A 12,364-nucleotide genomic window follows, 5' to 3' on the forward strand; every position below is an offset into this window, starting at 1 on the left:
GAGCAGTGAGGTTAAAAGGATCTCGTCTAATAGGTGCTGTTGCTGAGTCATTTATTGCATGAGACTTCAGGGCTTTAATGGTCTCTGCTCGGGTGCTGTGATCTGGCAGGAGGGCGGGGAAGACCCGCCAGGTGGCGGGCCTTGCTTTTAAGGGGAATGGTCATGGCTAAGGCTCAGCCCTTGTCACTCTTCCACGAGTTCCACTCTTTTTTGCTTAATTTGCCATCTTTATTTGCATCAGCTTCACGGATAATGCGCTCGGCATTTAATGGATAACTGGTTGTGATCTCTGAGCGCATAATGGTCTGGTCGCCATCCTTGTCTATTGCTACGAAGCCCTTGGCAAAGCGAACTCTCTCCATCTGATAGTATATTGCGGTTCTTTTTTTGCCACTTTCCAGATAGTAGATAGACATGGTCTGTGGGCTTGTGAATTGTCCTCTGGCAAAGCCTTCCATCTCTGCAAAGTAAAGACTGGTGCCATCGACACCGATAACGCCGGAGAAAGCTTCTTTGACAACAGAGCTTTTTTTGCCGAACCAGAGTTTTTCTCCTGAAAAGAGGGGCCCTTCCTGCTTATTGATAACAAAGACAGCCTTTCCTGTCTTGGTCTCCCCTTTTGGATTCAGTTTTGTCGCCATACCACCCCATGTACCCCGTACCTCCGGGTAGTTGGTCGCAAAAACGGCAGAACCGAGAAAAAACTGACATAGAACAATGATACCGATGATCTTTTTCATAGACACTCTCCGTGGGTGATGGGGCGTTGTTTGCAGGAGGTACCAAGGGCTCTTACCTCCCCGTCGATTTCACTGGTGCAGACAGGGGTAAGTGTATCTGGGTTAAAGGTGCGAATGCAACATTTTACAATGAAATACTGAAGGTGGCCTATGATCTCTGGTCTTGAGGGAGTAATATTTTGGGCAGAAGCAATCAGGGCAATGTTTCAGCTAACATTGGCAGGTCAATAGCTGAGCGCCAACAGTTTCTTCCTGCATTTTTGGCCGCATAGAGGCGGGCATCGGCCACGCTTAGGAGGGTATTCAACTCAATATCTGCCTTGGGGATAACAGAGGAGACGCCAAGGCTAATTGTCAGTAATCCCTGTGGCTTATTGCGGGGATGGCTCACCTGAAGCCCGAGGACCTCATTTCTCATTCTTTCAGCTACATGTTCAGCCCCCTTTAGATCAGTATCGGGAAGAATAACAACAAACTCTTCTCCACCATAACGGGCAACCCTGTCCACGTGTCTCTTGACCGATTTGCATAGAGCATTGGCCACGGCCTTGAGGGCATTATCCCCGACAAGATGGCCAAAGCTATCGTTATATGCCTTGAAATTATCAACATCAATTAACAAAAGAGAGAGCTCTGAACCCAGGCGAAGGCTTCGCTGTAACTCCTCCTGGTATATCTCATCGAAATATCTCCTGTTTAACAGGCCGGTCAAGCCATCCCGGGTTGACAGGAGGGTGAGCTGTTCATTTGTCTCCTCCAACTGTTGCTGGAGCTCTTCAAGCTCACAGAGACGATTGTCAAGTTCGATAGATTTTTTTTCAAGTTCTTCCTTGTGTTGATATAATTCAAGGAAAACTCCAATCTTACCCTTGAGAATAACGGGTTCCAGTGGTTTGAAAAGATAGTCCACAGCTCCTGAATCATAACCTTTGAATATTTGTGCCTTTTCTTTATGTTCGGCGGTCACAAATATTATGGGAATGTTTTTGGTGTTTTTGTTGCACCGCATAAGTTCAGCTACCTCGTAGCCATCCATCCCTGGCATCTGTACATCGAGGAGAACAAGGGCAAAATCATGGTCAAGGGTTGCAGCCAGGGCCGCATTCCCTGAGGTGGCCTTGACTAGTTCTATCTCTGCATTGTCGATAAGTGATTCCAGGACCAAGAGGTTTTCCGGCCTGTCATCAACTATAAGAATTTTTATCTGTGTCATTTTTTACTTTAGGGAGTCAATAAATTTCAAAAAAGGGGCAATTTCTTCAAGGATCAGGATATGGTCTGCATTGGTTTTTGCCAAGGCCGCCCGGGGCATTATATCGATAGCCGCTGTTTCCGGGGACTGGACAATGGTAAGCCCCCCATTTTTATAAATATCATTCAGGCCTGCAGCTCCGTCAGAATTGGCGCCAGTGAGAATGATACCTATGAGCTCGTCGCAGTAGGCGGCGGCAGCCGTTTGAAACAGACGGTCTATTGAGGGTCGGGAAAAATTCACCCGTTCATCCGCAGACAGGGCAATCGTCCGTTCCTCTTCGAGCAAAAGATGATAGTTCGGTGGGGCAAAATAGATAGTTCCCGGAGCAATAGGCTCCTTGTCATGAGCCTCTACCACGGTCAGCGAGCAGCACTCCTTGAAGAGGGGCACTAAATAGCTCTCTGGTTCATTGCCGATATGCTGAACAATCAGGATGGGTGTTTGGAAATCTGCTTCTAGCTGTGATAATATCTGCTTTAGAGCATGAATGCCACCGGCCGAAGCACCTATAACAATTGCACTATACCTCTTCATGGGTAGCGATCTTCCTAGGGCTTTAAACGTCTTTTGCGGTATATTTTTTCTCGGCCGGCCACTGCCTCAAAACTATCTGCTATCTTTGAAAATTGTATGCTCTCTTTTGATCCCAAACAGAGAAAACCACCCGGGCAGAGACTGTCGCAAAACAGCTGTAACACCTTTTCCTGCAGGTCTCGGTTAAAGTAGATCAACACATTTCGACAAAAAATAACATGCATTTCACCGAAAATGCCATCGGATACCAAATTATGGGAAGAAAATAGAACACGTTCTCTCAGGGAGCTTCTCAGTATCACATTGCTGTCATCGGCTGTATAGTAATCTGAAAAGTCATTTTTACCGCCGGATTTTATATAGTTAGAGGTGTACTCTCGTGCTACATCAAGGGGGTAGATGCCTTTGCGAGCTTTTTTGAGAATAAGTTCATTGAAATCAGTTGCATAGGTCTGGCTTCTTCTCTTCATGTCCTCCTCTTCCAGAAGAATCGCCATTGAGTATACCTCCTGTCCGGCGGAACAGCCTGCATGCCAAATTTTGATGAAGGGATAGGTCAGCAAATGGGGGACAACAATATCTCTTACCGCCTTGTAAAACCAAGGATCTCTGAACATTTCCGTGACGTTAATCGAGAGATCTATCAGTAATTTTTTAAAGAACTCTTCCTCGTAGATAAGCTTATGCTGCATCTCGGAAAAAGTTGTAAGGCCTGACAAAAGACGTCGGTGTTCCAGGCGTCTCTTGGTATGTGTGCCTGCATAATCCCGAAAATCATAACCATACTTTTGAAAAACAGCCTCGAGAAGCAGGGTGATTTCCAAGCGCTCATTTTCTATTTTTTCAGACGAGACACTCATATCAGTACAACCATACCCGCAACATTGAGATGAGCTTGTCAGCATCCACAGGCTTGGCCAAATAATCACTGGCTCCGGCCTCAATACACTTACTTCGATCGCCCTTCATGGCCTTTGCGGTTAAGGCTATTATGGGTAATTTTTTGTGCTGTATATTTTTGCGGATCTCCTGCATAGCCTCATAGCCATCCATTCGTGGCATCATTATATCCATTAAAACAGCATCAAAATGGTCCTGCTCCTTTAATTTCTCAAGGCACTCAATACCGTCTCTTGCCACAACGATATTAATACCTCGTTCCTCTAGAACACTAGAAAGGGCAAAGACATTGCGCATATCATCGTCAACAAGGAGGATCTTTCGACCTTTTAAAACAGCCTCCTTGTTGTGAATAAGCTTAAGCATCTGCTGTTTTTCTTCGGGTAAGTCTGCCTCGACCCTATGCAGAAAAAGGGCTGATTCGTCCAGCAGTCTCTCCGGTGACTTTACGCCTTTGACAATAATCGTTTCAGCATATTTATTGAGCTGTGCCTCTTCGGTTTGGGTAAGATCACGGCCCGTATAGATAATAATAGGAAGCCTGTAGAGAGATTCGCTTTGTCTGATTTTCTCCAGGAGTTCAAAGCCAGACATATCTCCCAGGCCAAGATCAAGAATCATGCAATCATAGCGTTCTCTGTTCAGCTCAAGGATTGCTCCTGCCCCGGAATCAACGGCGGTGGTTTTAACATCAGAATTACCAATTAACTCTATGATGCTCTCACGTTGAATCTTGTCATCTTCCACAAGGAGTAGTCGCTTTACCGATCTTGAGATGACGTTTTCAAGCTTTGCTAAGGTCTCTTCGACTTTTTCCATGGATACAGGCTTTGTTAGGTAGCCGATGGCTCCCATGCGCATGGCATCCATGGAGCTGTCGGAGGCGGACATAAAGTGAACCGGAATATGACGCAGTTTCGAATTATCCTTGAGACGCTCCATAACTGTCCAGCCATCAATACCTGGCAGGCCAATATCAAGTATTATGGCACTGGGGGTATAATGATCTGCCAGAGCTAAGCCTGTTTCTCCGTCACTTGCCAAAATACAGGCAAAGCCACGATCCCTGCCTATATCCCGAAGTACCCGTGAAAAGTTTTCGTCATCTTCAATGATGAGCAGACTTTTGCTGTCACTGTTTATCTGCCCTCTATCGTCCTCTATGTCAACAGATGCTTTATTGGTTATAGGGCAAATAGTCTCTTCTTTAGAGGGGGGCGTTTTTTTAATTTCTTTGCGAGCAGGCTGTTTCTCGCCGTCTTCAGTTTCAAGCTTTTCCTCAGGGGTATCTGTTGCAATAGCCTGGTTGTTCAGAGGTAGTGTTATCCTAAAGGTGCTTCCTTCATCCTCAACAGAGCTGAGGGTGATAAAACCGCCCAACAGTTTAGTCAGCTCCTTGGATATGGAGAGTCCAAGTCCCGTTCCTCCGTATTTCCTGCTGGTGGAGCCATCTACCTGTTGGAAGGCTTCAAAGATATTTTGCTGCTGTGCCTGCGGTATGCCAATGCCATCATCTTTAACAGCAAAAACAATGGCCTTCTGTCCCTCAAGTCTTGTGTTCAGGAGTTGCTCTGCCGGAGCTGGCTCGATTTCCAGGGAGACAGAGCCTTGCAGGGTAAACTTAAAGGAGTTTGTTATCAGATTACGTAGTACCTGCTGTAATCTCTGCGAATCTGTTTTTAGGGTCTGTGGTAACTGGGGGTTGAGAGTGATATCAAAGGATATACCTTTGTCGTGGGCCAGATCCTTATACAGCCTGTGCAGGTCAGCTTCAATTCGCTTGAAGGGAATTTCTTCAATTATCAGCTCAACCTTACCCGCCTCCACCTTTGACAGATCAAGAATATCATTGATCAGGTTGAGTAACTCTGCCCCGGAGGAGTGGATTGCCCCTGCCGATTCAACCTGTTTATCGCTGAGGTTGCCTGCTTTATTGGTCGAAAGCAGTTGGGATAAGATAAGTATACTGTTAAGGGGCGTTCGGAGCTCATGGGACATATTTGCCAGGAATTCTGACTTATATTTGCCGGATGTTTCCAGCTCGTCAACTTTTCCTTCGACAATCTTTTGGGCATCCAGCAGTTCAATGTTCTTGGTAGAAATTTCTTTTCTCTGTTTTTCCAGTGCCCCGGTTCTTTGCTGGAGTTCCTCGTTGGCAACCCGTAACTCCTCCTGTTGGGCCTGAAGTTCTGCCTCAGATTGCTTTAAGGCGCGGGTCTGTTCTTCAAGCTCCTCATTGGTAATCCGTAACTCTTCCTGTTGGGCTTGGAGCTCTGTCTCCGACTCTTTAAGGGCCCTTGCCTGGCTTCCCAGTGCCCTGTTAGAGGATGCCAGTTCTCGTTGTTGCTCCTGGGATTGGTCAAGAAGCGTAGCTATGCGCATTCTTGATTGGGCAGCATTGAGAATTACAGCAAGATTAGCAGAGCTTTGCTCAATAAAATCTCTCTGTATTTTTGTAAACCTGTTAATGGAGGCAAAGAGTATTACCCCGACAATATCACCCTCTATGGCGAGAGGCGCTGCAACGAAATAGCCGGGGATTTCTTCACCAATACCATAATTAATAGCAGGGGCATCCTCGACCAGGTTCGAGAAAGAGAGGAGCTCATTTTCTAAAGCTGCCTGGCCCACTAGGCCTTCACCGAATTTAAAGGTGCTGAAGTTGCCCTTTCTGTCGGAAAAGGCATAGGAGGAGCGTAGCTCTAGTATGTGGCCATCGTTGAGGTAAATCGCTCCCATGGCAATATTCATATGTTTAACAAAAAAGCGTATGGCTCTTTTGCTCAATTCATCGAGGGCTAGGTCTCCGCGCAGGTCGTTGTCAAGAGATTCTCGTCCCGACTTCATCCAGTCAATCTTTTGCAGTTTTTCTGACATATTGTTCAGTGAAGCTGCCAGGGTGCCAAGCTCATCATTTCGTTCTATCTCAAGTCTTTCTCCGAGTTTGCCATGGGAGATATTATTGGCAAATTCAATTTCGGCAATAATAGGACGGGTGAAATTTCTTGAGAGTAACCAGGCAATAATACTTATAAAAAAGATACATACTACAACAACAAGGCCGAACTTTTTGTAAATTGCCCGGATTGGCGCAGTGATCTCATGGTTGTCAATTTTTGATATTAAATACCAGTCCAGCCCATCTATTTCGAGCAGGTTATAGGCTACAAGTACCTCTGTATCGGCGCTGTCGCTACACATACTGTGTCCGCCTGCCAGGCCAGCTTTCTCTGCATCAGCCCAGTAACTGAGGTTCTTGGTAAAGGTATAGCCGACAACAAATTTACCATCCCCCATTGTTCTCAGGTTACTGCGTAATTCAAATTTACCAGTTTGATCTTGTGGGGTAATTATATATGATTCTCCTGTCTCCCCCATTCCGCGAGTAGATTCAATAATCTGGGAGATGAAATCTGCGCTAAACCGTATCAGGATAACGCCTATTTTATGGTTATCCTCTCCAAAAACAGGATAGCCTATGAAGGCCATTTGCTTGCTACTATCATGGAAAAAAGGTTCGAAATCGGTGATCACAGTCCCCTCTGCGCCCAAGGCCTTCCGCCATGTTTTGGCCAGAACGGTGTCCTTGTATTGGCGACTATCCAGCCGCTTCCATACGACTGCTTTTGTGTTCAGGGAAAATAAAACATCACCATGCTCCGCATCAATCAGATAGATATCTTCGTAATTATAGCGCTTGGTATAGTTTGCCAGGTGTTCAGTAATGCCCTGAATTTTTTTACTAAAGGTAGCAAGTCCTTCGGGTTGACTGTGGTATTTCTTTAGAGCGGTGAAGGTGTTATACGTATCTTTGGAACTGGCAAAGACCTGAATGGCGGCAAGATCATTTACGAAATGATCTTCTATCTGGTCTCTGTGGATGTCTTGTATTGATAAGAGCTTATTCGTTGCCTCTTGTACCAGAGAGGTTTCGGTCCATTGGCTGTATAAAAAGCCAATAATAATCAGGGGAAGAACCCCAGTTAAAAGAAAAAGAAACTGTAGCTTTAATCTAATTGGAACATTACTCAAGTGCACATCTTCCCCAAAAAATAGTTGTTATTCTTCTGATTCTGGGGGAAAAATTACACCCAAACCAAGCCTGAAAGCATACAGCTGCACTGTACACAGTTGGTTGAAATACACAAGAGGATTAGTCGGTAAATAAGAGGGAGATTTGGGGCAGAGAGCAGGGTTGAAGGGAGTTAGCTCAAAGAGGGTTGGATAAAAAAAAGCCCTTAACTCAAAGAAGAGCTAAGGGCTTAATATCTTTTACCAATGAATGGTGCCGGGACCAGGAATCGAACCAGGGACACACGGATTTTCAGTCCGTTGCTCTACCGACTGAGCTATCCCGGCACCTCATTGCGTGAGGCAGATATTTACCTAATCTCTGCCCGACTGTCAATGCTTTTTTCTCTATTTATTTCTTTTTATGCAGGGATAAGCCGCCCAAATCCAAGTCAAAATCAAGGTCGGCGTTCATATTGACGCTACCATCGGGATTTAGGGAGTTGTTCGCTTTTCTGTCTACTGCTCCGGAGGAATCAGTGTCCGATGTTATATCATCGGCAAAGAGTGTATCCAGATCCAGATCGTCTAAATCAAAACTTGCATGCCCATTGGACGGGGCTGGCTCTGAGGAGGACTCATCAAATGCTATCTCTTCATCAAGGTCAAAAAAGTCGTCCTCGGCCTCACCATTACCTGTGTAGTCCGGTTCAAGAAGGTCGTCGAGCTCTGTCAGACCGTCGGATGGTGGTGTCTCCATGTCTTGCGCAGGCCTTGTCTCTTCATCTGCAAAAAAGCCTTCGCTATCAGGGGGCAGATCAAATTCGTCGTCTGCCTTGCTATCGTCCTCATCCTCTCTTGCGGGGGGCTCTGGCTGCCCTTCTTCTGTCGATGCTTCGCTGGGCATTTCTGGCAATAAAAAATCAAAGTCAATCTCTTCATCCTCATCATCGAGGGGGAAGAGATCATCGTCAGTTTTATCGGTGAGAAGAATATCAAGCTCGCTATCTACAGCCTCTTCGTTAAGAGCTCCGTTCTCGGCAGGAGAGTCATTGTTGGAGGCGTCGTCGGAGGCGTCGTCGGAGGTATCGTCGGAGGTATCGTCGGAGGTATCTACCTGTAAAAAAGTGGGGCTGGCGGCGTTGAATGTTCCGCCGCTAGCAGCAATGACTTCGTTGGAGAAATCTTTTTGACACTGTTTACAAGAGGTCAAATGATCAAATGAAATATACCCACACTTAGGACAACGCATAAAATCTCCTCTTGAAAAAACAGACATGCCCATGATCATTAGATGATTACAGGTTCTCCATACTCCAATCCATTCCTATATCACAGGAAATGACAGAGTGGGTTAAGGCACCACTTGAGATAATATCCACCCCCGTTGTGGCAATGTCTGCCACTGTTTTCAGGGTGACTCCGCCGGAGGCCTCGACGAGAGCACGACCGTCAATCATGGCTACGGCGGTTTTCATATCTGCCAGAGACATATTATCAAGCATAATAATATCTGCGCCACAGGCAACACACTCTTCTACCTGTGGCAGGGTGTCGGTCTCGACTTCAATCTTGATGGTATGAGGGATAGCAAGCCGAGCACGCTCGACAGCTGCTGTGAGAGATCCACAAGCTGCAATATGATTATCCTTGATCATGACCCCATCGGCAAGGTTAAAACGGTGGTTACTGCCACCACCGGCTAAAACAGCATATTTTTCCAGCATGCGCAGACCGGGAGTGGTCTTGCGGGTATCGGTAATCCGTACTCCGGTTCCTTCCACTGCCTGGACAAAAAGGGAGGTCATGGTGGCAATGGCTGAAAGACGTTGGAGGAGGTTAAGTGCAACTCGTTCCGCTTTAAGCAGGTCAACAACGGGTCCTGAAACAGTGAGGATGATATCGCCCTTCTCTATGTGGGTGCCATCTGCTATGGCATTCTCAACGAGAATAGAGTCGTTTTGTACGCGAAAAACTTCACCTGCTACAGCGTCGGCACCGGCAACAACCATGGGCTGACGAGCAACCAGATGGGCTTTGCCCTGTTGCTTGGCGGGGAAGATGGATTCGCTGGTGATATCTCCCCGGCCAATATCTTCGGCGAGAAAATTGAGCAGGGTGCTTCGTAATGTATTCTTATCCATAATATTCTATCTTGTTGAAGAACTGCAGGCAAGCTGCAGTTCTTTGCTATTCTATATGATCTCTTCTTTTTAGGAGAGTTTTTTTAAGCGGTCACTGGCCTCATCAATCTTGGCAAGCTTGGCGTCAAGCTCTTCCTTTTCGCCGGTAACCTTCGCCACAACAGCTTCAGGAGCGCCTGCAAGAAACTTGGCATTACCCAACTTGCCATTTATCTGCTTCAGTTTTGCCTCTACCTTTTTGCGTTCACGAGAGAGCTTTTCAAGCTCTGCCTCTATATCGACAAGACCTGCAAGGGGCACAAATATCTCAATATCGTTATAGATATAGGTCGCCGCATCCGCTGGTTTTTCTGCCTCTGCAACAACGGTGAAACCTTCAAGGCGGGTCATGTCAGAGATGCCGGAGGTGTAGGATCGAATAATATCAGCCCTCTTGCTATCATGACAGATAACAGTGGCATTTATCTTGGTTGAGGGATGAACCTCCGCCTCGGAACGAATATTACGAATACCTGTAATAATACCCATAAGAAGCTCCATCTCCGCTTCGGCCTCTTCGTCCTTCCACTCTTCACGGACTTCAGGAAAGGCTGAAGTGGCGAGGAAACCACGTTCTCCAGGGAGTACACTCCAGATCTCCTCGGTGACAAATGGGGTGATGGGGTGCAGGGTTTTGAGGATGGTTTCCAGTACCACCATCAGGCAACCGCGGGCCTGATCTCGGGCGACAAGATCGTCGCTGAAGAGATCTGACTTGATCCACTCAAGGTACCAATCGCAAAATTCTTTCCAGATAAACTGGTAGTTGAGAGAGGCAACTTCATTGAAGAGGTAGCCGCGAAGACTTCTATGGATGCCTTCAACCAATTTGGCGGTACGGCTGAGTATCCAGCGATGGCCCAGGGCAAGATCCTTCGGTGTCTCTACAGCTACGCGAATGCTGTCGTCGCAATCGCCGATATGCATTTGGGCGAAGCGGGCTGCATTCCAAATCTTATTGATAAAGTGACGATATCCTTCGATACGGTCTTCGTCGAGCTTGATCTCGCGTCCCTGGGCGGCAAAGGCAGTTAAGGTGAAGCGCATGGAGTCGGTGCCGTACTGGGCCATGATCTCAAGTGGATCAATAACATTGCCGGTGGATTTTGACATCTTCTTGCCATGCTTGTCACGTACCAGAGCATGCAGGTAGACGTCCTTGAAGGGCACCTCATCCATGAGATGGAGCCCCATCATCATCATCCGGGCAACCCAGAAGAAGAGGATATCGAAGCTGGTTATCAGGACAGAGGTAGGATAAAAGGTTTGCAACTCTTTGGTGTTCTCAGGCCAGCCCATGGTGGAAAATGGCCAGAGGGCAGAGGAGAACCAGGTGTCGAGCACATCGGTCTCTTGACTCAGCTTGCTTGAACCACACTTCGGACAGCTGGTGGGGTCCTCGGTCTCAACGATGAGTTCACCACAATCGGCGCAGGACCAGGCGGGAATACGATGTCCCCACCAGATTTGCCGTGAGATACACCAGTCACGGATATTGTCCATCCAACTGTAAAAGGTGTTGTACCAGGTCTTGGGATAGATATTGATCTGGCCATCACGCACCGCATCAACTGCCTTGGCAGCTAGCGGTTTTACGGAGACAAACCACTGCAGGGAGGTGGTGGGTTCGATAACGGTCTTACAGCGATAGCAGTGACCTACGGCATGATCGTAATCTTCAATCTCAACCAGATAGCCCTGCTCGCGAAGATCTTCGACAATCTGCTTGCGGCATTCAAAACGATCAAGGCCGGCATATTTGCCCGCATTGTCGTTCATCATGCCCTTCTCGTCGATAACCTTGCAGAGATCAAGCCCATGACGTATACCAATCTCGTAATCATTACGATCATGGGATGGTGTTACCTTCAGGGCCCCGGTACCAAAATCCTTCTCTACGTGGTGATCAAAGACCACGGGCAGGATACGGTCGGTCAGGGGGAGTTTTATTCCTATTTCACCCAGGTGAGCATAGCGCTCATCATCTGGATGGACGGCAATGGCTGTATCGCCAGGCATAGTCTCGGGGCGGGTAGTGGCGATAACTACGGAGCCGGAACCATCGGCAAAGGGATAGCGGATGTGATAGAGTTTACCCTTGCTATCCTCGTGCTCAACCTCGTCATCGGCAAGAGCCGTCTGACAGCGTGGGCACCAGTTAACGATATAATCGCCCTTATAGATAAGGCCTTCCTTGTAGAGGCGGACAAATACCTCGCGAACCGAGGTGGAGAGACCCTCGTCCATGGTAAAGCGCTCACGCTCCCAGTCGCAGGAAGAGCCAATCTTTTTTAACTGATTAACAATTGTGCCGCCCTTATCTTCGCGCCACTTCCATACCCTTTCAATAAAGGCCTCGCGACCTAGATCGTGACGCCCCTTGCCCTCGGTTGCCAGCTGACGTTCGACGACGTTCTGGGTGGCAATGCCTGCATGGTCAGTGCCGGGAATCCACATGGTATTATCGCCACACATGCGGTGATAGCGTACCAGGATATCCTGTAGTGTATTGTTTAAAGCATGGCCTACATGGAGTACGCCAGTAACGTTTGGTGGCGGGATAACGATGGAAAATGCATCTTTACCATCCTCCATCTTCGTTGCAAAAGCATTCTGCTTATGCCAACGAGAAAGCCACTTTTCTTCAACATCTGCAAACTCATATCCTTTACTTAACAAGCTGTCCTGTGCCATATTTTTCTTCTTCTCTGTGTATATAGGAGTAATCTAAAACAAAAACA

Annotated in this window: 8 protein-coding genes and 1 tRNA gene; all 9 read right to left on the reverse strand. The window is 47.2% G+C overall.

The window, feature by feature from the left end; all coding sequences use genetic code 11:
- Positions 1 to 173: 173 nt before the first annotated feature.
- Entirely contained in the window at positions 174 to 740 is a 567-nt protein-coding gene (locus DP_RS09120; protein ID WP_041277835.1) for an EF-hand domain-containing protein, read from the reverse strand.
- Between the two features lie 193 nt (positions 741 to 933).
- Entirely contained in the window at positions 934 to 1,953 is a 1,020-nt protein-coding gene (locus DP_RS09125; RefSeq protein ID WP_011189031.1) for a GGDEF domain-containing response regulator, read from the reverse strand.
- A gap of 3 nt (positions 1,954 to 1,956) precedes the next feature.
- Entirely contained in the window at positions 1,957 to 2,529 is a 573-nt protein-coding gene (locus DP_RS09130) for a chemotaxis protein CheB (RefSeq protein ID WP_011189032.1), read from the reverse strand.
- A 14-nt stretch (positions 2,530 to 2,543) separates the two neighbouring features.
- Positions 2,544 to 3,389: a CheR family methyltransferase gene (locus DP_RS09135; RefSeq protein WP_041277836.1), complete on the reverse strand. Its 846-nt coding sequence runs from the start codon at positions 3,387 to 3,389 to the stop codon at positions 2,544 to 2,546.
- Between the two features lies 1 nt (position 3,390).
- A complete protein-coding gene (locus tag DP_RS09140) occupies positions 3,391 to 7,467 on the reverse strand; it encodes a response regulator (protein ID WP_011189034.1) in 4,077 nt (1,358 codons plus the stop codon).
- 245 nt (positions 7,468 to 7,712) lie between these two features.
- Positions 7,713 to 7,788 (reverse strand) — tRNA-Phe (locus DP_RS09145).
- A 64-nt stretch (positions 7,789 to 7,852) separates the two neighbouring features.
- The gene (locus tag DP_RS09150) at positions 7,853 to 8,692 is read right to left on the reverse strand and encodes a hypothetical protein (protein WP_156792253.1); all 840 of its coding nucleotides are present in this window, start codon (positions 8,690 to 8,692) and stop codon (positions 7,853 to 7,855) included.
- Between the two features lie 46 nt (positions 8,693 to 8,738).
- Positions 8,739 to 9,584, reverse strand: a complete 846-nt coding sequence (gene nadC, locus DP_RS09155; protein WP_011189036.1) for a carboxylating nicotinate-nucleotide diphosphorylase — start codon at positions 9,582 to 9,584, stop codon at positions 8,739 to 8,741.
- A gap of 69 nt (positions 9,585 to 9,653) precedes the next feature.
- Positions 9,654 to 12,317 (reverse strand): valine--tRNA ligase, encoded by a 2,664-nt coding sequence (locus tag DP_RS09160; RefSeq protein WP_011189037.1) that lies wholly within the window; start codon positions 12,315 to 12,317, stop codon positions 9,654 to 9,656.
- Positions 12,318 to 12,364: the final 47 nt, after the last annotated feature.

This window comes from Desulfotalea psychrophila LSv54, from assembly GCF_000025945.1.
GTDB lineage: Bacteria > Desulfobacterota > Desulfobulbia > Desulfobulbales > Desulfocapsaceae > Desulfotalea > Desulfotalea psychrophila.

Coding starts and splice junctions, on each gene's coding strand:
- DP_RS09125 (WP_011189031.1), bottom strand. CDS start 1,953: ATGACACAGATAAAAATTCTTATAGTTGATGACAGGCCGGAAAACCTC.
- DP_RS09130 (WP_011189032.1), bottom strand. CDS start 2,529: ATGAAGAGGTATAGTGCAATTGTTATAGGTGCTTCGGCCGGTGGCATT.
- DP_RS09150 (WP_156792253.1), bottom strand. CDS start 8,692: ATGCGTTGTCCTAAGTGTGGGTATATTTCATTTGATCATTTGACCTCT.
- nadC (WP_011189036.1), bottom strand. CDS start 9,584: ATGGATAAGAATACATTACGAAGCACCCTGCTCAATTTTCTCGCCGAA.
- DP_RS09135 (WP_041277836.1), bottom strand. CDS start 3,389: ATGAGTGTCTCGTCTGAAAAAATAGAAAATGAGCGCTTGGAAATCACC.
- DP_RS09120 (WP_041277835.1), bottom strand. CDS start 740: ATGAAAAAGATCATCGGTATCATTGTTCTATGTCAGTTTTTTCTCGGT.
- DP_RS09160 (WP_011189037.1), bottom strand. CDS start 12,317: ATGGCACAGGACAGCTTGTTAAGTAAAGGATATGAGTTTGCAGATGTT.